The organism is Roseicyclus salinarum (assembly GCF_029624655.1).
GTDB classification, from domain to species: Bacteria; Pseudomonadota; Alphaproteobacteria; order Rhodobacterales; family Rhodobacteraceae; genus Roseibacterium; species Roseibacterium salinarum.
The window spans coordinates 135,181-156,788 of record NZ_JARRSA010000002.1; the positions used below are offsets into that span (position 1 = coordinate 135,181).

At 70.7% G+C, this 21,608-nt stretch carries 20 protein-coding genes; 10 read left to right on the forward strand and 10 right to left on the reverse strand.

Annotated features, from left to right (window positions below):
- Window positions 1-40 precede the first annotated feature (40 nt).
- Complete coding sequence (locus tag P6F26_RS02110) at window positions 41-622, reverse strand: histidine phosphatase family protein (RefSeq protein ID WP_278026985.1); 582 nt, start codon at window positions 620-622, stop codon at window positions 41-43.
- Window positions 616-1,227 (reverse strand): bifunctional adenosylcobinamide kinase/adenosylcobinamide-phosphate guanylyltransferase, encoded by a 612-nt coding sequence (cobU, locus tag P6F26_RS02115; protein WP_347403026.1) that lies wholly within the window; start codon window positions 1,225-1,227, stop codon window positions 616-618. Before cobU ends, P6F26_RS02110 begins: the two co-directional genes overlap by 7 nt.
- A 99-nt stretch (window positions 1,228-1,326) precedes the next feature.
- Between cobU and P6F26_RS02120 the strand changes: the two genes are divergently transcribed.
- The 6 genes from P6F26_RS02120 (at window position 1,327) to P6F26_RS02145 (ending at window position 8,342) form a co-directional block, all read left to right on the forward strand.
- Complete coding sequence (locus P6F26_RS02120; RefSeq protein WP_278026986.1) at window positions 1,327-2,208, forward strand: RNA polymerase factor sigma-32; 882 nt, start codon at window positions 1,327-1,329, stop codon at window positions 2,206-2,208.
- Window positions 2,209-2,420: 212 nt separating this feature from the next.
- The gene (locus P6F26_RS02125; RefSeq protein WP_278026987.1) at window positions 2,421-3,263 is read left to right on the forward strand and encodes a ChaN family lipoprotein; all 843 of its coding nucleotides are present in this window, start codon (window positions 2,421-2,423) and stop codon (window positions 3,261-3,263) included.
- A 152-nt stretch (window positions 3,264-3,415) separates the two neighbouring features.
- On the forward strand, window positions 3,416-4,612 hold the full coding sequence (coaBC, locus tag P6F26_RS02130) for a bifunctional phosphopantothenoylcysteine decarboxylase/phosphopantothenate--cysteine ligase CoaBC (RefSeq protein ID WP_278026988.1): 1,197 nt from the start codon (window positions 3,416-3,418) through the stop codon (window positions 4,610-4,612).
- Between the two features lie 35 nt (window positions 4,613-4,647).
- On the forward strand, window positions 4,648-5,145 hold the full coding sequence (gene dut / locus P6F26_RS02135; protein WP_430736711.1) for a dUTP diphosphatase: 498 nt from the start codon (window positions 4,648-4,650) through the stop codon (window positions 5,143-5,145).
- Window positions 5,145-6,200 (forward strand): HesA/MoeB/ThiF family protein, encoded by a 1,056-nt coding sequence (locus P6F26_RS02140; RefSeq protein WP_278026989.1) that lies wholly within the window; start codon window positions 5,145-5,147, stop codon window positions 6,198-6,200. The genes dut and P6F26_RS02140 overlap by 1 nt, the downstream gene beginning before the upstream one ends.
- Before the next feature lie 111 nt (window positions 6,201-6,311).
- On the forward strand, window positions 6,312-8,342 hold the full coding sequence (locus P6F26_RS02145) for a M3 family metallopeptidase (protein ID WP_278026990.1): 2,031 nt from the start codon (window positions 6,312-6,314) through the stop codon (window positions 8,340-8,342).
- Here P6F26_RS02145 and P6F26_RS02150 read toward each other — a convergent pair.
- Window positions 8,339-8,896: a GNAT family N-acetyltransferase gene (locus P6F26_RS02150; RefSeq protein WP_278026991.1), complete on the reverse strand. Its 558-nt coding sequence runs from the start codon at window positions 8,894-8,896 to the stop codon at window positions 8,339-8,341. The two genes, P6F26_RS02145 and P6F26_RS02150, sit on opposite strands and share 4 nt — an antisense overlap.
- Before the next feature lie 186 nt (window positions 8,897-9,082).
- Complete coding sequence (locus P6F26_RS02155) at window positions 9,083-9,721, reverse strand: SH3 domain-containing protein (RefSeq protein ID WP_347403027.1); 639 nt, start codon at window positions 9,719-9,721, stop codon at window positions 9,083-9,085.
- Window positions 9,722-9,877: 156 nt separating this feature from the next.
- On the opposite strand from P6F26_RS02155, the gene P6F26_RS02160 reads away from it, so the two are divergent.
- From P6F26_RS02160 to P6F26_RS02175, 4 genes are all read left to right on the forward strand, one after another.
- Window positions 9,878-10,864 (forward strand): 2-hydroxyacid dehydrogenase, encoded by a 987-nt coding sequence (locus P6F26_RS02160; RefSeq protein ID WP_278026992.1) that lies wholly within the window; start codon window positions 9,878-9,880, stop codon window positions 10,862-10,864.
- Entirely contained in the window at window positions 10,864-12,324 is a 1,461-nt protein-coding gene (locus P6F26_RS02165) for a glycosyltransferase family 39 protein (RefSeq protein WP_278026993.1), read from the forward strand. Before P6F26_RS02160 ends, P6F26_RS02165 begins: the two co-directional genes overlap by 1 nt.
- Window positions 12,325-12,445: 121 nt before the next feature.
- Window positions 12,446-14,947: a GcvT family protein gene (locus tag P6F26_RS02170; RefSeq protein ID WP_278026994.1), complete on the forward strand. Its 2,502-nt coding sequence runs from the start codon at window positions 12,446-12,448 to the stop codon at window positions 14,945-14,947.
- Window positions 14,948-15,065: 118 nt separating this feature from the next.
- Window positions 15,066-15,311, forward strand: a complete 246-nt coding sequence (locus P6F26_RS02175; protein WP_278026995.1) for a hypothetical protein — start codon at window positions 15,066-15,068, stop codon at window positions 15,309-15,311.
- Here the strand turns inward: P6F26_RS02175 and P6F26_RS02180 are convergent.
- From P6F26_RS02180 to P6F26_RS02205, 6 genes are all read right to left on the reverse strand, one after another.
- Window positions 15,248-17,053 carry a patatin-like phospholipase family protein gene (locus tag P6F26_RS02180; protein WP_278026996.1) on the reverse strand — a complete coding sequence of 602 codons (1,806 nt, stop codon included), beginning with the start codon at window positions 17,051-17,053 and terminating at the stop codon, window positions 15,248-15,250. The two genes, P6F26_RS02175 and P6F26_RS02180, sit on opposite strands and share 64 nt — an antisense overlap.
- A gap of 120 nt (window positions 17,054-17,173) precedes the next feature.
- Window positions 17,174-17,806: a DUF938 domain-containing protein gene (locus P6F26_RS02185; RefSeq protein ID WP_278026997.1), complete on the reverse strand. Its 633-nt coding sequence runs from the start codon at window positions 17,804-17,806 to the stop codon at window positions 17,174-17,176.
- Window positions 17,807-17,813: 7 nt separating this feature from the next.
- Window positions 17,814-18,326 (reverse strand): hypothetical protein, encoded by a 513-nt coding sequence (locus P6F26_RS02190; protein WP_278026998.1) that lies wholly within the window; start codon window positions 18,324-18,326, stop codon window positions 17,814-17,816.
- An 82-nt stretch (window positions 18,327-18,408) separates the two neighbouring features.
- On the reverse strand, window positions 18,409-19,512 hold the full coding sequence (locus tag P6F26_RS02195) for an NAD(P)/FAD-dependent oxidoreductase (protein ID WP_278026999.1): 1,104 nt from the start codon (window positions 19,510-19,512) through the stop codon (window positions 18,409-18,411).
- Between the two features lie 229 nt (window positions 19,513-19,741).
- Window positions 19,742-20,824: a BMP family ABC transporter substrate-binding protein gene (locus P6F26_RS02200; RefSeq protein ID WP_278027000.1), complete on the reverse strand. Its 1,083-nt coding sequence runs from the start codon at window positions 20,822-20,824 to the stop codon at window positions 19,742-19,744.
- Window positions 20,821-21,600: an ion transporter gene (locus P6F26_RS02205; RefSeq protein ID WP_278027001.1), complete on the reverse strand. Its 780-nt coding sequence runs from the start codon at window positions 21,598-21,600 to the stop codon at window positions 20,821-20,823. Before P6F26_RS02205 ends, P6F26_RS02200 begins: the two co-directional genes overlap by 4 nt.
- Between the last annotated feature and the right edge of the window lie 8 nt (window positions 21,601-21,608).

A 21,608-nucleotide genomic window follows, 5' to 3' on the forward strand; every position in this document is an offset into this window, starting at 1 on the left:
GGGACCCGTGCCGTCAATCGCGATTTCCTGATGGGGGCGATCAGGCGAGGTGATTGACCGAAACGATGCGCCACCCCGCGCCGTCGCGGTCCAGCCGCGTGACCGACAGCGGCTCGATCCGGTGCCCCAGCGCCTTCATGGGGCCGAGGCCCCCGGCATGGCCGAGGTGGCTCAGGATCACGCCCATGTGCGCCACGGCCACGAGGTCCGCGCCGGGGTGCAGGCGCGCGAGCGCGTCGATCGCGTCCGACACGCGCGCGGCGACGCCGTTCCATGTCTCGCCCCCGGGGGCCGCGACGGTGCCCGGCGTCTCCCAGAAGGCGCGCGACAGGTCGGGGTCGCGCGTGGAGACCTCGTCGAACACGAGGCCGTCCCATTCGCCGAAATCGAATTCGCGCAGGCGCGGCTCGTCGGGAAGGCGCGTCCGCCCCGCGCCCAGCCGGTCCGCCGTCGCCGAGGCGCGCGCGAGATCGGAGGACACGAGAAGGGCGTCCCGTGGCAGATGCGCGTCCAGCCGCGCGAGCGCCGCGTCGTCCGACAGGTCCGCCGGCACGTCGCGCCAGCCGGTGAAGGCGCGTTCGTGCGTCGGGCCGTGACGGACCCACCAGAGGCGCGCTACCAAGACGTGCCGCCCGGGTGGTCCGGGGCTTCGGCGTCAAGATCGTCGGCCCAGTCGTCTTCCGCCCGGTTCTCCTCGGGCGCCGGGGGCGCGCCCTTCAGGACCGACGGCAGGCCCGCAGTGACGAGGACCACGAGATCGGCCTGCGCGGCAAGGCGCTGGTTCAGCCGCCCCTGCGCGGCGCGGAAGGCGCGGGCCATCGCGTTCTCGGGCACGATGCCGCCCGAGACGTCGTTGGTGACGATCACGACCGGTTGTGACATCTGCGCGAGAAGGTCGATCAGGGCGTCGGTTTCCTCGGCGAGGTCGGCCTCGTCGAGCATCTGGTTGGTCAGCCAGAAGGTGATGCAGTCCACCAGGACCACCTCGCCGATCTCGGCGTTCAGCAGCGCGCGCTCGAGGTCGAGCGGCGCCTCGATCGTGCGCCAGCCCTGTCCGAAACGCCGCGCGCGATGCTCGGCGATCTTGGCCTCCATCTCGGCGTCGTGCGCTTCGGCGGTTGCGACGTAGACCTTGGCCAGACCGCTTTGCCGCACCAGCCTCTCGGCGAAGGCCGACTTGCCCGAGGATGCGCCGCCGATGATCAGCGTGAGAGGAGGAAGCCGCAATTTTCTTTTCCGAAAAGTGAACCAAACGAGATTTGGCTGCGTAACACGGACAAAGACTGCTTGCGAGACCATCAGGGAAACCAACATCGGGGGTGCGTCATGGCACTTGACATGGGTGGAGATCAGTCGCTTTCGCGTCGTGCGATGAAGGCCGAGCTTCTGGACGCAGAGACGGAGCTCAAGCTGGCGTACGCGTGGCGCGACCATCGGGACGAGGAGGCGTTGCACCGTCTCGTGACCGCCTACATGCGCCTGGCGATCTCCATGGCGGCCAAGTTCAAGCGCTACGGCGCGCCGATGAACGACCTGATCCAGGAAGCCGGCCTTGGCCTGATGAAGGCGGCCGACAAGTTCGACCCCGACCGCGGCGTGCGCTTCTCGACCTACGCGGTGTGGTGGATCAAGGCGTCGATCCAGGATTACGTGATGCGCAACTGGTCGATGGTGCGCACCGGGTCCACGTCCTCGCAGAAGTCGCTGTTCTTCAACATGCGCCGCGTCCAGGCCCGGCTCGAGCGCGAGGCGATGGCCGAGGGTCAGACGCTCGACAAGCACCAGCTTCGCCAGATGATCGCGACCGAGGTCGGCGTGCCGCTTCACGACGTGGAGATGATGGAGGGGCGCCTTGCGGGGTCCGACTACTCGCTGAACGCCACGCAGTCCGTCGACGACGAGGGCCGCGAGTGGATCGACACGCTCGAGGACGAGAGCGAACAGGCCGCGGCGGCGGTCGAGCACGCCCATGACATGGAGACGCTGCGCGACTGGCTGATCAACGCCATGGGCGCCCTCAACGAACGCGAGCGCTTCATCGTCCGCGAACGCAAGCTCCGCGAGGATCCGCGCACCCTCGAGAGCCTCGGCAACGAGCTTGGGCTGTCCAAGGAACGCGTCCGCCAGCTTGAGGCGGCGGCTTTCGGCAAGATGCGCAAGACGCTCGAGATGCAGTCGAAGGAGGTCCGGTCATTCCTCGCCGTGTGATCCTCCACGCCCCGCTGGCGCTTTTGGCGCTCATGTTCGGGGCGAGCCTCATGCTGCGTGCGCCCGACGGCGGATTGTCGGCGGCGCCCCTGGGAATCGCGGAACGTGCCGCGAGCGGGGTGGTGTCGGACGCTGACGGCGATGGCGCTTTGCGCCCGGCGCTTTTCGCCTTCGCCGACTGATCCACGCCGCAACGCACGGGGACCAGCCTCATGACCGACGACCCCGCGCGCCGCCGCACGCGACGCGCTCCGCTTCTGCTTGCGGCCATTGCGCTTCTGCCGGCGCAGGGATCGGCCGAGCGCATCGACGACGCTCTGGAGCTTTCGGCGCGCGCTGCCGGCTCGGATGTCGTCGTTCTGGGCGAGATCCACGACAGCCCCGCGCATCACGCCTTCCAGGCCGAGGCCATGGCGGCGCTGGGGCCGACCGCGATCGTGTTCGAGATGCTCACCGACGAGGAAGCGGCGCGCGTGACGCCCGAGCTTGCGGCCGACGCCGGCGCGCTCGAGGCGGCGCTTGCCTGGGGCGAGTCCGGCTGGCCCGATTTCTCGATGTACTACCCGTTGCTGGCCTACGGAACCACGCTTCCCATCCTCGGCGCCGAGGTGCCGAGAGCGCGCGCGCGCCAGGCCTTCGCAGACGGCGCGGCCACCGTCTTCGGCGGCGACGCGGCCCGCTTCGGCCTGACCCGAAGCCTCGATCCGGGCGAGCAGGCCCTGCGTGAGGCCGAACAGCTCGAGGCGCACTGCAACGCGCTTCCCGAAGACATCCTGCCCGGCTTCGTCGAGGCGCAGAGGCTGCGCGACGCGATGCTGGCCGATGCGGCCCTGAAGGCGCTGGCCGCGCACGGCGCGCCGGTGGTCGTCGTCACCGGAAACGGCCATGCGCGCCGCGACTGGGGGGTGCCCGCGCTTCTGGCCGAGGCGGAGCCCGGTCTGTCTGTCCTCAGCCTCGGCCAGTTCGAGGCGGAGCCCGAGGGCGAGGTTCCGTTCGATTTCTGGACGGTCGCCGATCCGGTCGAACGCGAGGACCCCTGCGCGGCCTTCCGCTGACCCTCGCGCCGCGCCGCCGCGCCCTGCCCTTCGATGCCCCTCCGGTCGCACCGAAGGGGGCCGGGGGCGACCGTCCCGCCGATCCGGAATTCGGCATTGCCCCCACCGGGGCCGGGACCTAACCTTCGACAGGGGCAATCACCGGACCGGACATGCTGGCCGACAGGACCATCCTTCTCATCATCGGCGGCGGCATCGCGGCCTACAAGGCGCTGGACCTGATCCGGCGCCTCCGCGAAAGAGGCGCGCGAGTCGTGCCCGTCCTGACGCGGGCCGCGGAAGAATTCGTGACGCCGCTGAGCGTCTCGGCGCTGGCGGGCGAGAAGGTCTTTCGCGACCTCTTCGACCTGACCGACGAGGCCGAGATGGGCCATATCGAGCTGTCGCGCGCCGCAGACCTCCTCGTGGTCGCGCCGGCGACGGCGAACCTCATGGCGAAGATGGCGGGCGGACATGCCGACGATCTCGCCTCGACCGTCCTGATGGCAACCGACAAGCGCGTCCTGATCGCCCCCTCGATGAACGTGCGCATGTGGGAGCACCCGGCCACCCGGCGCAACCTCGGCACGCTGCGCGAGGACGGCATTCTCGTCGTCGGCCCCGCGGACGGCGCGATGGCCTGCGGCGAGTTCGGACCGGGACGGATGGCGGAAGTGCCACAGATCCTGTCCGCGATCGAGGCCGCGCTGGGCGCGGGGCCGCTGGCGGGCAGGCATGTCCTCGTCACGTCGGGACCGACCCACGAACCCATAGACCCGGTTCGCTACATCGCCAACCGTTCGTCCGGGGCGCAGGGGACGGCCATCGCCGCCGCGCTGCGCGACCTCGGCGCGCGGGTGAGCTTCGTGACCGGTCCGGCATCGGTGCCGCCGCCGCAGGGCGTCGAGGTGATCGCCGTCGAGACCGCGTCCGAGATGCTGGACGCGACACTCGCCGCGCTCCCCGCGGACGCCGCCGTCTTCGCCGCCGCGGTGGCCGACTGGAAGGTCGAGAACGCCTCGGGGCAGAAGATCAAGAAGACCGCCGAGGCCGCCGCGCCCAGCCTGCGCTTCGGCGAGAACCCCGATATCCTCGCCACGGTGTCGCGGATGGAGGCGGGGCGGCCGCGCCTCGTCGTGGGGTTCGCCGCCGAGACCGAGGCGGTGGAGGACAACGCCACCGCCAAGCGCGCGCGGAAGGGCTGCGACTGGATTGTCGCCAACGACGTGTCGCCCGCGACGGGCATCATGGGCGGGACGGAGAACGCGGTGACGCTGATCACCGGGGAGGGGGCGGAGGCCTGGCCCCGGATGTCGAAGGACGAGACGGCGCGGCGGCTGGCGTCGCGCATCGCCCTGGCGCTCGGCTGAGTGGCGGCGCCGGTATCTTGCGTATTTGGAGAAAGATGAAGGGGACGCGCGTGTCTGGTCTGCCGGTGACTGTTCCGATCGAGGTCTTGCGCGAGGACTGGGCCGATCCGGCCGTGCCCCTGCCGCATTACGCGACGGCGGGCGCCGCGGGGGCGGACCTGCGCGCGAACCTCGTCCCCGGGGACCGCGAGGCCGGGCTGGTCCTCGCGCCGATGCAGCGCGCGGTCGTTCCCACTGGGCTGCGGGTGGCGATCCCCGAGGGATACGAGATGCAGATCCGGCCGCGCTCGGGACTTGCGCTGAAGCACGGCATCACGCTGCCCAACACGCCCGGCACCATCGACGCGGACTATCGCGGGCCGCTTGGGGTGCTTCTGGTGAACCTCGGGGCGGAGCCCTACAGGATCTGCCATGGCGACCGGATCGCCCAGGCGGTGGTCGCGCCGGTCGTGCAGGCGCGGTTCGTCGTGGCGGGGAGGCTGGACGAGACCGCGCGCGGCGAGGGGGGCTTCGGCTCCACCGGGGTGAGCTGATGCTGTTCGTCCTGTTCGTGGCGGCCGTCATCTGGGGGATCGGGCACTTCATGGGCGTGCCGAGGGCCGCCCGGCTGAACATGCTGGGACTGCTCTATGTCGCGGTGCTGGCCGTGCAGGTGGCCCTGCCCGGCGGCCATCCGGTCCGCGAGCTGACCGGTGGCTCGCCCGCGCTGTGGCTGCTGCTGGGGGCGGGAGCAGTCCTCGTGCTGATCTATCGCGCGATCCTGTCGAAGGTCCGGGGGCGGGCGGAGGCCGCGGAGGCGGCGCGCGAGCCCGTGACCGGGCCAGAGGAGGGCGCGCCCTTCAGCGACGTGGAACTGGAACGCTACGCCCGCCACATCACGTTGCCCGACATCGGAGGCGGCGGGCAGTTCGCGTTGAAACGCGCGCGTGTCCTCGTGGTGGGGGCGGGGGGCCTCGGCTCTCCGGCGCTGCTTTATCTCGCGGCGGCGGGCGTGGGTCGGATCGGCGTGATCGACGGCGACGTGGTGGCCCTGTCGAACCTTCAGCGGCAGGTGATCCATACCGACGAGCGGCAGGACATGCCCAAGGTCTTCTCGGCGCAGGCCGCGATGACGGCGCTGAACCCGCACGTCGAGGTCCGGCCCTACAACCGCGCGCTGACCGCCGAGATCGCCGCGACGCTCTTCGAGGACTACGACCTGATCCTCGACGGGACGGACACCTACGAGACGCGGGCGCTCGTCAACCGCGCGGCCGTCGCGGCGGGACGGCCCGTCCTTGCCGGCGCGATCAGCGCGTGGGAGGGGCAGGTGACGCTTTACGATCCGGCCGCGGGCGCGCCGTGCCTGACCTGCGTCTTCCCCGAGCCGCCCGCCCCGGGGCTTGCGGCGACCTGCGCGGAGACCGGCGTGATCGGCGCGCTGCCGGGCGTCGTCGGCTCGCTGATGGCGCTGGAGGCGGTCAAGCATGTCACCGGCGCGGGCGAGGGGCTGCGGGGCCGGATGCTGATCTACGACGCGCTCCATGCCGAGATGCGCACGATCCGCGTGGCGCGCCGCCCCGACTGCCCGGTCTGCGGATCGATCTGACGCCGTCGCCAGCGCGAGGCCGCGGGGCGCCTTTCCGGCCGCCTGCGCAGGGGGGCCTCGCAACCGGGGCGGCGGCGGACTAGGTATCGCGTGACACGAGGGGAGACCGACATGACAGACGCCGCCGCCAACCCGTTGCTCGCCGACTGGGACACCCCCTTCGGCCTGCCGCCCTTCGCCGCGATCGAGGACGGCCATTTCGCGCCGGCGCTCGACGCCGCGCTCGAGGAGGGGCGGGCCGCGATCCGCGCCATCGCCGAGAACCCCGCGCCGCCGACCTTCGCGAACACGGTCGAGGCCCTGGAACTGGCCGATGCCACGCTCGACAGGGTGGCGGGCGTGTTCTTCAATCTCGCAGGCTCGGATTCCAATCCCGCCCGCGAGGCGCTGCAGCGCGACTTCGCGCCTAAGTTCTCGGCCTACGGCTCGGAGATCGTGAACAACGAGAAGCTCTTTGCGCGCATCGCCGAGCTTTGGGAACGGCGCGACGAGCTGGGGCTGTCGGAGGAGCAGATGCGCGTTCTCCACCTGACGCACCGCAGTTTCGTGCGGTCGGGGGCCGCGCTGGAGGGCGAGGCGCGCACGCGGCTGACGGAGGTGAAGTCGCGTCTCGCCGTCCTTGGAACGTCCTTCACTCAGAACCTTCTCGCCGACGAGCGGGAGTGGTTCATGGAGCTGTCCGAGGCCGACCTCGAGGGGCTGCCCGATTTCGTCGTCGACACCGCCCGCGCGGCCGGCACGGAAAAGGGCGCGAGCGGCCCGGTGGTCACGCTGTCGCGGTCGCTGATCGTGCCGTTCCTGCAGTTCTCGCCGCGCCGCGACCTGCGCGAGCGCGCCTTCAGGGCCTGGACCGCGCGCGGCGAAAATGGCGGCGCGACCGACAACCGGGAGATCGCGGCCGAGATCCTGCGGCTGAGGCAGGAGCGTGCGGGGCTGCTGGGATACGAGGATTTCGCGGGCTACAAGCTCGAGACCGAGATGGCGGGCAGCGCCGATCGGGTGCGCGAGCTACTGATGGCGGTGTGGGAGCCTGCGAAGGCCTCGGCCGACGCCGATGCGCGGGTTCTCGAGGAGATGATGCGCGAGGACGGCGTCAACGGTCCGCTGGAGCCGTGGGACTGGCGCTACTACGCCGAGAAGCGGCGGCGCGCCGAGCATGACCTCGACGAGGCCGAACTGAAGCCGTTCTTCGGTCTGGAGGCGATGATCGAGGCCGCGTTCGACTGCGCCAACCGTCTGTTCGGGCTGGAATTCGCACCGCTCGACGTGGATCTCTACCACCCCGACGCGCGCGCCTGGGAGGTGACGCGGGGCGGTCGCCACATGGCCGTCTTCGTCGGCGACTATTTCGCGCGCGGGTCGAAGCGCTCGGGCGCGTGGTGCTCGGCCATGCGCAGCCAGAAGAAGCTCGGCGGCGAGGTGCGGCCCATCGTGGTCAACGTCTGCAACTTCGCCAAGGGCGACCCCGCGCTTCTGTCCTACGACGACGCGCGGACGCTGTTCCACGAGTTCGGCCACGCGCTGCACCAGATGCTGTCGGACGTCACCTACGGGTCGATCTCGGGAACTTCGGTCGCGCGCGACTTCGTGGAATTGCCAAGCCAGCTCTACGAGCACTGGCTGGAGGTGCCCGAAGTCCTGAGGACCCATGCCCGCCACGCGAGGACGGGCGAGCCGATCCCGCAGGACCTTCTCGACCGGCTGCTGGCGGCGCAGACCTACGACATGGGGTTCCAGACGGTGGAGTATGTCGCGAGCGCGCTCGTGGACCTCGATTTCCATGCCGGCGCCGCGCCTGCGGACCCGATGGCCGCGCAGGCGGAGACGTTGGCGCGCATCGGGATGCCGCGCGCGATCCGGATGCGCCATGCCACGCCGCACTTCGCCCATGTCTTCGCGGGCGACGGCTATTCCTCGGGCTACTACAGCTACATGTGGTCCGAAGTGATGGACGCCGACGCCTTCGCGGCCTTCGAGGAGGCGGACGGCCCGTTCGATCCCGAGATCGCCGCGCGCCTCGAGCGTCACATCCTGTCTGCCGGCGGCTCGCGGGAGGCGGACGACCTCTATACGGCGTTCCGGGGCCGGATGCCGGGGGTCGAGGCGCTTCTGAAGGGGCGCGGGCTCGACCGGGTGGCCTAGGGGCCGGGTGGCCGGGTGCGCACCAGCGCGAAGGCGCGCCTGACCGCGTCGCCCGCCGCCGTCGGGGGATAGCGGGCCGGATCGTCGTGCAGCTCCACGAGCATCTCGTGGACCGAGGGCTCGGGCCCCTGCCTCCGGTCCGCGCCGAGCGCCTCCATCAGCTCCATCATCGGGCGGTTCGCGCGCATGACGTAGCCCAGGAGCCGGTCGACGCCGTTCTGCCGGGCGATCGCGGCAAGCACCCCCAGCAGCAGGCTGCCGAGGCCGAGGCGCTGGTAGCGGTCCACGACCGTCAGGGCGAACTCGGCCGTCCGCGGATCGGCGGCCAGGCGGATGTAGCGGGCGGTTCCGGCGGGATCGAGACCCTCGGGCAAGGGGACGGCGGCGCCGATGGCGACGTGGTCGCGATCGCTTTCGCTGGTGAAGGCCGCGACCTGCTCCTCGCTCAGGGTGCTGATCGCGCCGAAGAAGCGGAAGTGCCGCGAGGTCTCGGACAGGTGATCGAAGCCGAGCCGCAGAAGCGCGGCGTCCTCGGGCGTCACTTCGCGGATCAAGACGGGCCTGCCGTCCCGAAGGGTCGTATGAAGCGGTTCAAGGATCAATCGCGGCCTCGGCTCGGACGGACGGGCGGGGGGTGGCTGCGGCTGACTATAGCGCGAAGCCCCCCCGCGGCGTCAGTCCTCGCGCGCGCCTTTCGTCCCGGTCATCGCGGGGGCGCGCTTCGATCCGCGCCCGTGCCCTCAGTCGAAGACCTCGTCGGCCTCGACGCCCCAGAGCGCGCGCTGATCGACCCAGCCGCGGTGGCCGCCCACCTCCATCAGGCACCACGACGGGCGGCATTCCCTGAGGCGGCCGATCACGCCAAGCTCGGCGCGGGCGCGCACCGGACTGTTCGCGTCGGGGCGGCTGTAGAGGGGGAGCATGTCGCGGTCGACGATGGCGGTGCGCACGCCGGAGAGAAGCGAGTAGTGCATCCATCCGCCGACGCCGTCGCGGTCGACGACCCGGCGCCAGTGGCCGTGTTCGGCGACGATCATCACCGGCATCTCCCGGCGGGTGAAGACCCAGTCGATGCGGTGGCTGCGCGACGGGCCGCGGCGGGCATTCGCCTCGGACGCGCCGAGCGAGACGTAGCGCGGCAGCGGGAAGCCCGTGACGGGGCCCCGCCGCACGTCGGCGGGCGCCGCGCGGACCGGGACCGGGTCGGGCGCGGCCGCCTCGCGCGCCAGCGCGGGCAGGATGCGGGCCGCCGCCGCCTCCGGCGTCGCCGCTTCCGGGGCGCCCTCCGTCTGTGCGCCCGCGAAACCGAGGGTTATGAACGCCACGACGATCATCACCGTCATAGCGCCGCCAAGCGTACTTGCCAGGTTGCGGGTCACTCTGCTGCCTCTGTCGTCATCGCCCCCGTCCGGTCTTGGCGCCGGCGCACGGGGAATGCGGTTATTGTCGCGGGCGGGAGGCTCGTTCTTGCGCCATCCCCGCGGATGCGAGAGTGTCACTCCCGGTTGCGGAATGCCAGCAGGGGGAAGCGTCAGATGGCAGGTGAGCGCTTGAGTGTTGTCGTCACGCGACGGTTGCCCGAGGCCGTCGAGGCTCGGATGCGGGAGCTTTTCGACGTCGAGCTGAACGAGGACGACCTCCCCATGACCAAGCCCGCGCTGGTCGCGGCGATGAACCGGGCGGACGTGCTGGTGCCCTGCATCGCCGACCGGATCGACGCCAGTATGCTAGGCCAGGCGGGCGACAGGCTTAAGCTGATCGCGAATTACGGGGCCGGGGTGGATCACATCGACGTCTCGACCGCGCGGCAGCGCGGGATCCTGGTGTCGAACACCCCCGGCGTCATGACCGACGACACCGCCGACATGGTGATGGCGCTGATCCTCGGCGTCCTGCGCCGCGTGCCCGAGGGCATGGCCGTCATGCAGGAGGGCAACTGGAAGGGCTGGGCGCCGACGGCCTTCATGGGCGGCCGCGTCGGCGGCAAGCGCCTCGGCATTCTGGGCATGGGCCGGATCGGGCAGGCGGTTGCGCTCCGCGCGAAGGCCTTCGGGATGCAGGTCCACTACCACAACCGCCGCCGCGTCCACGAGGACATCGAGACGGCGCTGGGGGCGAGCTACTGGGAAAGCCTCGACCAGATGATCGCACGCATGGACGTGGTCTCGGTCAACTGCCCGCACACGCCCTCGACCTTCCACCTGATGAACGCCCGCCGTCTGAAGCTGATGAAGCCCGAGGCCATCATCGTGAACACCTCGCGCGGCGAGGTCATCGACGAGAACGCCCTGACGCGGATGCTGCGCGCTGGCGAGATCGCGGGGGCGGGGCTCGACGTCTTCGAGAAGGGGCGCGAGGTGAACCCCCGCCTGCGCGAGCTGCCCAACGTGGTGCTTCTGCCGCACATGGGCTCGGCCACGCGCGAGGGACGCACCGAGATGGGCGAGAAGGTCATCATCAACATCAAGACCTTCGCCGACGGCCACCGCCCGCCGGACATGGTCGTGCCCTCGATGCTGTGATGGCCGCCGGGTCGGCGCCGGGCGAGCGCTGGTCGCGCGCCGCGATCCTGCTTGCGCTCGCCTTCGCGGGGCAGGCCGTGATCCTGTCGGTCCTGCGCAGCGGCACCAGCGTCGATGGCGCCGAGCAACTGGTCTACACGCAGGTGCTCGACTGGGGGTACGGGCGCTCGCAGCCGCCGCTCTACACATGGCTTCTGATCGGCGTGCAGCAGGTCCTCGGCGTCAGCCAGATCGCGGAGAACGCGCTGAAATTCGGGCTGCTCCTCGCGGGGTTCCTGGGCATCCGCGCGCTGTCGATGCGGCTTGGCCATGACGGGCGGGTGGCGACGGCCACCATGATGTCGCTGTTCGCCGTCGTCGAGATCGGCCTCGAAAGCCAGCGGAACTACGCCCATTCCGTCCTGCTTTTCGCGCTGATGACCTGGGCCGCGGTGCTTTACCTCGACATCCTGCGGCATGGCGGGGGACGGCGCTTCGCGCTGCTGGGGATCGTGTCGGGCCTGATGCTCCTGTCGAAATACAACAGCGCCCTGTTCCTCGGCGCGCTGGTGGCGGCCGATCTCTCGATGCCGCGCGCGCGCGCGCTCCTGCGCCCGCAGGCGGTGCTGGCCGTGGGGATCGCTGCCGCGATCGTCACGCCGCACCTCGTCTGGGCGCTGTCGAACGCCGACGCCGTCTTCGCCCTCACCGCGGGTTTCGTCCCCGCGGCGCCCGAGGGCGCGGCGGGCGCGCTGCGTGGCGCGGGGCTTTACCTCGGCGCGACGGCAAGCCTTTACCTGCTTGTGTCGCTGATCGCCGCGGCGGCGTTCTTCCTGTCGGGCGGGCGGGTCTCCGACATCCAGCGGCCGGTTGAGGCCGCGCCCGCCCTCCTGTCGCGCTGGGGCCTGATCCTGTGGGCCCTCGGCCTGGTCGTGGCGATGGCCACCGCCGCGACAGAGGTGCGGATGCGCTGGCTGGTGCCGGTCTGCGTGCCGCTTCTGCCGATCGTGATGGGCGCGGCGCTTCGGGGGCGGCCCCGCGCGACGGCGCTGGTGCTTGCGGCTGGCGTGCTGCTGGGCGTCCTGTCGACCTCGGCGCAGTGGGTCGAAAGCACCCGGATCAACCCCCGGACCGACTACGACTATGCCGCACTCGACGCCGCGTTGCGGGATGCGGGCCTGCCCGAGCCCGTGATCGCGCCAAGCTACTGGGTGCTCGCCAATCTTCGGCTGCAGGCGCCGCGCGCCTTCGCGACGCCCGAATTTCCGCAGGCGCAACATGTGGTTGCGAAGGCCGGGGCGGCGACCCTTCTCTGGGAGGACGGCGGCGACGGCGCCGCCACGCGCGACTACGCGCGGCGCCTCGGATTCTGCCCCCTGCCGGCGGCCCGCCCTCGCGACTTCGACCTTGTCCGGCGGCACGACGGCGCGCCCCTGCGCGTCAGCGCACTTGCGGCAAGCCGCGCCGCGTGCACGGACTAGGGGCGGCTTCTGCGATCATGTCGCTTTCAGCCCGCATTGTGTCGATTGGGCGAGGCGTATCCCCTCGCGCTCGGGCAATGAGGGCGAGATTTGAGAATCCCGTATCGGAGCGGCGCGCCAGATGAAAACCCATGTCAAAGCCCTCGTCGTCGGCGGCGGCGCCGTCGGCGCATCCATCGCCTACCACCTCGCGCGCGAGGGGTGGCAGGACGTCATGCTGCTGGAGCGGGACGAGCTGACAAGCGGCTCCACATGGCACGCCGCCGGTCTTCTTCCGTTGTTCAACATGGGCTACGCGACCAGCCACATCCACGACTACTCGGTCAGGTTCTACAAGTCGCTCGAGGAGGAGACGGGCCTGAACGCAGGCTTCTACGTCGTGGGCAACCTTCGCATGGCGCAGACGGACGCGCGCATGGACGAATACATGCTCTATGCCTCGACCGCCGAGACCGTGGGCATCCCCTTCGAATTCATGACGCCCGACGAGATCAAGGCGCGCTGGCCGCTGGTGCGGACCGAGGACCTGAAGGGCGCGATCTTCCATCCCACGGACGGCTACATCAACCCCGCCGACGTGACGATGGCGATGGCCAAGGGCGCGCGCCAGCGCGGCGTCGCGATCGAGCGGAAATGGCAGGTCGACGGCTACGAGTGGACCGGCGCGGAGTGGCGCGTCAGCTGCACGAAGATGGTGGAGAAGGGCGGCAACCTCGTGCCCTCCGACGAGCAGGTTGTCGTGACCGCCGAGCATGTCGTGACCGCCACAGGCAACCACGCGCAGCGCACGGCGCGGCTTCTGGGGATCAAGCACCCGGCGATCCCGGTCGAGCATCAGTTCATCGTGACCGAGCCCGACCCCGCGCTGGTCGAGTATCGCCGCTCGAACCCCGAGCATCCGGTCCTGCGGGACGCCGACGCCAAGTGGTATGTCCGCGAGGAACGCGGCGGCTGGATCCTCGGCCCCTACGAGCGGAACGCGCCCGCGCGGTTCCTCTACGACGTGCCCGAAAGCTTCCGCGCCGACCTCTTTCCCCTCGATCTCGAGCGGATCGAGGAGGAATACATGTCGATGATCCACCGCATTCCATCCTCCGAGACGGTGGGCCTGAAGGACGACTACAACGGACCGATCTGCTACACGCCAGATGGCAACCCGCTGGTCGGCCCCGCGCCGGGCCTGCGCAACATGTGGCTGGCCGAGGGCTTTTCCTTCGGGATCACGGCGGCGGGCGGCACCGGCCACTACCTCGCGCAGATGATGGTCGAGGGCGAGGCCGAGATCGACATGGCCTCGCTCGACCCGCGCCGCTTCGGCGGCTGGATGACGACCGAATACGCCGCCCGCAAGAACGAGGAGGCCTACGAGCACGTCTACATCCTGCACCATCCCGACGAAGAGCGCGAAGCCTGCCGCCCGCTGCGCACCGCGCCCGCGTACGAGCGGCAGAAGGCGCTGGGCGCGCAGTTCGGCTGTGTGAACGGCTGGGAGCGGCCGAACTACTACGGTCCGGCGGACGCGCCCGAGGGGTTCGATCACGACACGCGCAGCTTCCGTCGCGGCGGCTGGTGGGACTATGCGAGGGCCGAGGCCGAGGCGGTCCGCAACGGCGTCGGACTGATCGACGCGACGGCCTTCACCAAGCACCTCGTGCGCGGGCCGGGGGCGACCGCATTCCTCGACGGCTTCACCTGCAACAGGCTGCCCAGGGTGGGGCGGATCAACCTGACCTACGCGCTGACCGAGCACGGCACGACGCGGACGGAATACACCATCGTGCGCCTCGCCGAGCACGAATACTACCTCGTCTCGGCAGGGGCATGGACGGCCTACGACGCCGATTTCATGCGCAAGGCGGCCGAGGACTTCGTGGCCGGGGGCGGCGCATATGTCGACATCCACGACGTCACGACCCAGTGGGGCGTCTTCGCCATCGCGGGGCCCAGGTCGCGCGACGTCCTGAAGGAGATCGTGAAGGACGCCGACCCCGAGACGGTGCTGGGCAACAAGCGGTTCCCGTGGCTTTCGATGCGCCAGATCGAGCTTGGCATGTGCCCGGTCCGCGCCATCCGCGTGGCCTACACCGGAGAGCTGGGCTGGGAGCTTCACCACCCGATCGAGATGCAGACCTACCTGTGGGACCAGCTGATGGCTGCGGGCGAAAGGCACGGGATGAAGCTCGTCGGCGCGCGGGCGCAGAACTGGTTGCGGCAGGAGAAGTCCTATCGCGCGTTCGGCACCGAGCTTGGCCGCGACGCCACCCCCCTCGAGGCGGGGCTGGACCGGTTCGTCGACACGGACAAGGACTTCCGCGGCAAGGCGAAGATGCTGGAGACGGGGATCCGCGCCAAGTGCGTCACGGTCCTGATCGATGGGCCGGAGGACGCCGATCCGTGGGGCCGCGAGGCGCTCTATTCGGGTGACGAGAAGGTGGGGCGCCTGACCTCGGGCGGCTATTCGGTGGCGTTCGGCAAGCAGATCGGGATGGGCTATGTACGCCCCGACCTTGCCACGGTCGGCACCAAGCTGAAGGTCCGCATGTTCCGCGAGCTGTTCGACGCCGAGGTGGTCGAGGACAGCCCCTACGACCCTGCGAACGCGGTCATCCGCGTGGACGGTTGATCGCGGTCGCGAGCCACGCCGCACCTGCCGGGTTCGCCTGGCGGGCCCCGTTTCGGTCGATGCTGGCGCTTGGCCTGTCCCTTGGACGCCTCGGCTGGGGCGCGGGACCTGCCGGGTCTTGCCACGGCGGCTCCGCCTGGCGAGCCTCGCGGTGGCGCCCTCGGTCCTCGTGCGTCCGCTCCTCGGCGCCTACGCCATGCTTTTCGCGCAGAGCCTCGCCGCCGACGCGGCCAGCGCCGGCAGGGCCGAACGGATGCACGGCGTTTCGCTGGCCGCCGTTCTCGCGCTGAACGCGTGGCGTCACGCGGCGGCGGCCCGCAGAAGCGCGGCCATCGCGGGATCGCCGTCGGCCTTCGCCGTCTGAAACACCTCCGAGGCGTGCTGGTAGCCCATCTCGTAGAACAGCTTGTGCTTGTTCCATGCGAGAAATCCCGCCCCGCTCAGGCCCGGAGGCCGGATCATCATGTCGGTCGACCGCAGCGCCTTGAGCATGTCGGACTGCCCGACGAGCAACGAGCGCATGACGGTGGACACCAGGCCGGGCGCCCGCGGCGCACCCTTGCCGAAGGGCATGACCGACCGCTTCAGAAGCTCGGCGCGTCCCGGCAGGCGGGCGTAGTCGACATGGAAGCGCTGGCCGGTCTTCTTCTGCACGTTGACCACGACGTTCGGTCCCGACTTCAGCCGATGCATCGTGCGGAACGGCATGTTGTCGATGCAGCCGCCGTCGACCAGCATCTGGCCGTCGGCATTGTAGAAGGCGGGAAGGATGCCCGGGATCGCGGAGGACGCGCGCACGGCCTCCCACAGGGGGCCGCGCCGGATCTCGACCATCTCGTTCGACGACAGGTCGGCGGCCACGGCGAAATAGGGCAGCCAGAGGTCCTCGATCGGCTCATCGCCGTAATGCTTGTGCAGCGCCGCATCGAGGACCTTGTGGTCGAGAAAGCCGTATTTCGGAACGGTGACGCGGCGCATTGCGCCGGAGCGGACGAAGATCTCCTCGACCCGCGGCCCGATTTCCTCGGCGGACAGGCCGAGCGCGATGGCGCCCGACATCGCCGAGCCGACCGAGCTTCCGCCCACGATGTCGAGCGGGATGCCGATGTCGTCGAGCGCCTTCCACACGCCGACATGCGCGACACCGAAGGCGCCGCCTCCCGACAGGGTCAGGCCGATGGCCTGCCCGGCAAGGAACCGCCCCAACCGCGCCATGTCGGCCCCGTCCGCGGTCATCGCGACGTGGTGATGCATGAAGACCGGACGCGAGTTCAGCCAGATGCCCGTCCCGGAGGCGCGCTGCATCCTGTGGGGATGGATCAGCACCAGCCGCCGCTGGCTTTCGGGGATCAGGTCGAGGGCGAGGGCCTCGATCTCCGAGGGCGGCGCATGGCGCGCGGCCTGCGCCACGAACACGGCGTGATCGGCCTGCTTGAGCGCGGCGCGCGACCAGTCCGACGCATCCGTGCCCGTGACGTAGACCACCGTATCGGCGGTGCGTTCCTGCGCGTTGAGCCAGGACGTCGCCTCGGGTCCGCCGGGATCGGCCGAGGGACCCAGCGCCGCGCGCAGCGCCGCCTCGGTGACGGTCCGCACCGACTGGTGGCGTTCCATCGCCGCCACGAGGTCCGGGACGAAGCGCTCGGGCAGGGGCGCCCCCGCCGCGGGAATGATGCAGACCGTGCGCGCCGGCGTACGCCCGGGATCGGGCACCACCCGCGCCGAGGTCCGCGCCAGCCGCGCGGCTAGCTCGGATGCGATGGCCTGCTGCAGGCCCGCCGTCTCGGTGCACAACAGCTCGTAGGCCGCCCGGTCGATCCTCAGCACGACCGAGTCGCGCGCCGCCACCACGTCCGCCGTCCGCGCGCCGCCGGCGAGGAAGGCGATCTCGCCGATGACGTTGCCCGCCCCGATCTCGGCGAGGTCGACACCGTCGCGCCGCACGCGGAAACGGCCGGTCTCGACGAGATACATCGCCTCGGCCGCGCTTCCGGCCTCGATCATGCGTGTGCCGCGCGGCACGGTCTCGCGCGCGAGGCGCGCAATCGCCGGCCCTGCGAGAAGGGCGAACAGGCCCTCCTCGGTCTCGTCATGCTCCGATCTCACGCGAACCTCCCTGCCGGCGCGCCAGCATCGCCTCCCTGCGTCCTGCAAGCATACAGGCAGAAACAGGCAATTCACCAGTGGGTTGGCGCGCGGGCGGCCCGTCGGGCGGATGACCTTGCGTCACGTCCGTTCGAAGACCAGCAGCAGGTTGTTGGCGGGCATCCGGACGGTCTCGACATGCGAGAGGCCGGCGGCGACCAGCCGGGCCGCGACCTCCGCCACGTCCTTGTAGCCCAGACCGGTTCCCCGCGCCCTGAGGCTTTCGTGGAACGCGGCGTCGCCCTCGCTCGTCGTCTCGCCGTCGCGGAGGAAGGGCCCGTAGATCGCCGCGATGCCGCCCGGCGCGAGAACCCGCGCAATGCCATCGAGCGCGGTCCGCGCGCCCGCGTCGGTCACGAGGTGCAAGAGGTTGACGAGGACGACCAGCGCGGCCCCCGCCTCGTCCTCGGCCCAGCCGGGGCGCGTCACGTCGAGATCGCGCGGCGCGGCGACGTTCCCTGGCGCCTCCGCCGCGATCCACCCGGCGATTGAAGCGCGCTGGCCGGGATCGGGGTCGGTCGGCTGCCATTCCAGCCCCGGCATCGCCCGCGCGAACCGCACCACGTGCTCGCCGCTTCCCGACGCGATCTCCAGCGCCCGCCCGCGCCCCGGCGCAAGCCGCGCAAGCTCGCGCGCGATGGCGTCGCGGTTGCGCAGCGCGGCCGGCGCGGACCGCCGCGGATCGCCGCCGTCGGTGGGGGGCGCCTGCGTCACGCGCCGCCTACCGGGTGCTTTCCATGATGATGGCGAGCGCGCCCGACCCGGCCAGCTTCGCCGACAGCCAGTCCAGCATCCCGCACTCGGCATAGGCGGCCTGGAACTCGGCCGGGGTCATGCCCTGGGGCGGGTCGAGCCGGATGCCCCCGAGGTCCGAGGCGCCGTCTGACGCCCCTTCCACGGTCGCGGCGTAGTTCTCCAGAAGCTGGCTCACCCCCGCGCCGCCGGTCTGCGCCTCGACCGCCTCGATCAGGCAGGCGCCGTTCTCGCGCATCGCGGCGTCCCATTCCAGCGAAGGCCGGTATCCCGACAGCGCCGGGATCTCCGCCTCGAGCGCATCGAAGACGAGGGCGTTCATCCGTTCGTCCAGCGTCTCCAGCCGCTCCAGAGCGGATTGTGCGGCCCCGGGGCCGGCGGCGAGCGTGGCGCAAGCCGCGAGCGCCGCCATCAGCGCCGCCAGTCTCGGCGTCGGACGGAGGGCAAGGCTGGCAATCGGACGGAGCGTCAGGCGGGGCATCGCGGTCATCCTCGGTAATCGTGCTCCGCCATGTTCCGACGAAACTCCGCCCGATCGCAAGCGCGCCCCGCTCACGTCGCGCTCAGCCGGCGGAAATCCCTCCCGTGCGCAGGCGGTCCGGCCGCAGCGCCGCGACGATGCCGGGCGGCAGCTCGGGCCGCCTGCCCGCCACGAGGTCGGCCACAAGCCGGCTCGCCGCGGGCGCGGTCTGGAAGCCGTATCCGCCCTGTCCCGCCACCCAGACGAAATCCTCGCGCCCCGGCTCGGGCCCCAGGACGAGGCAGCGGTCGGGCGCGAAGGTCCGCAAGCCCGCCCAGCTGCCTGTCACGCGCGTCACCTCCTCGGTCACGAAGGGCTGGTAGCGCGCGATGCCCTCCGCCAGCACCATGTCGTCGCTGAACGCGTCGTGCGGCTCGGGGACGGGATCCTCCTCGGCGGGCGACACGAGCCATGCGCCCGCGTCCGGCTTGGCATACCAGCTCTCGCCCGCACCGAGGAGCGTGGGCCAGCCCGACACGTCGTGGCCGCCCGGCGCCGGCATCCTCGCCACGGACCTCCGCAGCGGCGTCAGGCCGAGTGGCGCGATGCCTGCCATGGCCGCGATGCGGTCGGCCCAGGCGCCTGCGGCGTTCACGAGGACCCGTCCCTCGTGAGGGGTATCTCCACAGGTGACCCGCCATCTCCCGCCCTCGCGCGCGATCGCCTCCACCCGCGCGCCGGTCAGCACGGTGCCGCCCGCGCCGCGCACGGTGCGCGCGAAATGCTGCACCAGCCGATCGGTGTCGATGTCGAGCGCGTCCTCGTGCCATGCCGCGCGCGTGATGTGGCTCGGATCGAGGATCGGCACCCGCGCCACCGCCTCCGCCACCGGCAAGGGCGTCAGCTCCATGTCCCGGATGTCGGCCTCCGCCAGCGCCTCCTGTCCCGGCCCGCCCAGCAGGATCAGCCCGCGCGGCGACAGGACGCCGCCATCCAGCGTCTCGTGATCCGGCCGCGAGGCGCGGTTCAGCGCCACCGTGGCGGGATGCCCATAGGTCTGCTCGTAAAGCGCCGCGGAACGCCCCGAGGCGTGGTAAGCCAGCGCCTCCTCGGCCTCCAGCACGAGAACCGAACCCAGCCCGGACAGTCGGGCGGCCGCCGACGTTCCGGCGATGCCGCCGCCGATGACGATGAAATCGTGGACCATGCCCCGGAATGGCACGGCTCCGGTAGCGCGGCAAGGGGCGGCCCCGCACCCTGGGCATCGCCGCCTCGGCATCCTTCACCCTTGCAAAAAAACTCCGGGGGAGGGCCGCAGGCCCCGGGGGCAGCGCCCCCGTCCGTGCCGCGCCCCGGCGCGGCGCGACCCTGGATGACGAAAGGGCCTGCGTCTCGCAGGCCCTTTCACCTTCATGCCCGTCTTCGGACCCTCGGGGTCAGTTCGGGATGTCGCCCGTGAGCCCCTCGACGTAGAAATCCATGCCGAGCAGCGTGCCGTCGTCGGCCACTTCGCCCTCGCCCAGCCAGGCCGTGCCGTCCTGCCGGTTGATCGGCCCGGTGAACGGGTGGTACTCGCCCGATGCGATCGACGCCTGCAGCGCCTGAGCCGAGGCGCGGACCTCTTCGGGGATCGCGTCGGTCATCTCGCCGATCACGACCATGCCATCGTCGATGCCTTCCCAGACGTCCGACTGCTCCCAGGTGCCGTCCATCGCCTCGCCGACGCGGCGGATGTAGTAGGGCGCCCAGTTGTCGATGATCGAGGCCACGCGGGGACGCGGGGCGAACTGGATCATGTCCGAGGCCTGCCCGAACGAGATGATGCCCGCCTCCTGCGCGACGGTCTGCGGCGCGGTCGAATCGGTGTGCTGCATGATCACGTCCGCGCCCGCGTCGATCAGCGCCTGCGCGGCGTCCGCCTCGACGGCCGGGTCGAACCAGGTGTAGGCCCAGACCACGCGGAACTCGACGTCCGGGTTCACTTCCTTGGCGTGAAGGTAGGCCGAGTTGATGCCGCGGATGACCTCCGGGATCGGGTAGGACCCGATGTAGCCGACGATGTTGGATTCCGTCATGTGGCCCGCGATGTGGCCGATCACGGCGCGGCCCTCGTAGAAGCGGGCCGAGTAGGTCGAGACGTTCGGCGTGTCCCGGCGGTAGCCGGTGGCGTGCTCGAAGTAGACGTCCGGGAACTGCGCCGCGACGGCGTTCGTGGCGTCCATGAAGCCGAAGGACGTCGTGAAGATCATGTCGGCGCCGCCGAGGATCATCTGGGTGATCGACCGCTCGGCGTCGGCGCCTTCCGGCACGTTCTCGAGGAACACGGTCTCGACCGCGTCGCCATAGGCCTCCTCGACCGCGAGGCGGGCCTGGTCGTGCTCGTAGGTCCAGCCGTAGTCGCCGGGCGAGCCGACGTAGATGAAGCCGACCTTGAAGGGGTCGTCCTGAGCCACGGCCGGGCTCATGGCGAGGCCCGCGACGGCAAGCGCCGAGGCGATGATCCTTCTGGGTGATGTCATTGTCTTCTGTCCTCCGTGTTGGGGTCTCTGGGGTGGTTTTCCGGGGTGCCGCCGTCAGGCGGCCGGGGCGTGTCCGCCCCCCGTCCGCCCTGCATGAGGGCGGACGTGATCAGGCCGGCGGGCACGGCGATGACGCCGAAACCCACCAGGAGCACGAGGCCGGTGAACATCCGCCCGCCCGTGGTGACGGGGTAGACGTCGCCGTAGCCCACGGTGGTCAGCGTCGCCAGCGCCCACCACAGGCTCGCGGGGATCGAGGCGAAGGCCTCGGGTTGGGCGACATGCTCGAAGTGGTAGATGCCGACCGCTGCGAGATACAGGATGACGATCGCGATCATCAGGAAGATCACGAACTCCGCCCAGACCTGCTGGAAGGCGCGGGCGATCCGGTCGAGCGCCCGGTTCGCCTTGAACAGCTTCATGAGCCGCAACAGGCGCACCAGCCGCATCGCCCTGATCGTCGCGAGATCGGGAAACAGGAACAGGATCGCCGGGACCACCGCGATGAAGTCGACGATCCCCCAGAAGCTGAGCGCGTAGGACAGCGGCCTCGGCGCGCAGGCGAGCCTGAGCGCGTATTCCACCGCGAAGACCGCGATGATTGCCATCTCGACGATCCGAAGCGCCCTGTGCGCGGCCGGCGGCAGGGCGGGCATCGTCTCGACCGCGATCACGATGGCCGAGGTCACGATCAGGGCGTAGATGCACAGCGCCACACCCCGCCCGACCCGCGGGTGGGTGCCATCGAGAATGTCGATGATCTCGGTCCGTCGCATGGTTTCCC

Coding starts and splice junctions, on each gene's coding strand:
- P6F26_RS02160 (WP_278026992.1), top strand. CDS start 9,878: ATGGCAGGTGAGCGCTTGAGTGTTGTCGTCACGCGACGGTTGCCCGAG.
- P6F26_RS02145 (WP_278026990.1), top strand. CDS start 6,312: ATGACAGACGCCGCCGCCAACCCGTTGCTCGCCGACTGGGACACCCCC.
- P6F26_RS02125 (WP_278026987.1), top strand. CDS start 2,421: ATGACCGACGACCCCGCGCGCCGCCGCACGCGACGCGCTCCGCTTCTG.
- P6F26_RS02170 (WP_278026994.1), top strand. CDS start 12,446: ATGAAAACCCATGTCAAAGCCCTCGTCGTCGGCGGCGGCGCCGTCGGC.
- P6F26_RS02140 (WP_278026989.1), top strand. CDS start 5,145: ATGCTGTTCGTCCTGTTCGTGGCGGCCGTCATCTGGGGGATCGGGCAC.
- P6F26_RS02200 (WP_278027000.1), bottom strand. CDS start 20,824: ATGACATCACCCAGAAGGATCATCGCCTCGGCGCTTGCCGTCGCGGGC.
- P6F26_RS02120 (WP_278026986.1), top strand. CDS start 1,327: ATGGCACTTGACATGGGTGGAGATCAGTCGCTTTCGCGTCGTGCGATG.
- coaBC (WP_278026988.1), top strand. CDS start 3,416: ATGCTGGCCGACAGGACCATCCTTCTCATCATCGGCGGCGGCATCGCG.
- P6F26_RS02190 (WP_278026998.1), bottom strand. CDS start 18,326: ATGCCCCGCCTGACGCTCCGTCCGATTGCCAGCCTTGCCCTCCGTCCG.
- P6F26_RS02205 (WP_278027001.1), bottom strand. CDS start 21,600: ATGCGACGGACCGAGATCATCGACATTCTCGATGGCACCCACCCGCGG.
- P6F26_RS02195 (WP_278026999.1), bottom strand. CDS start 19,512: ATGGTCCACGATTTCATCGTCATCGGCGGCGGCATCGCCGGAACGTCG.
- P6F26_RS02165 (WP_278026993.1), top strand. CDS start 10,864: ATGGCCGCCGGGTCGGCGCCGGGCGAGCGCTGGTCGCGCGCCGCGATC.
- dut (WP_430736711.1), top strand. CDS start 4,648: ATGAAGGGGACGCGCGTGTCTGGTCTGCCGGTGACTGTTCCGATCGAG.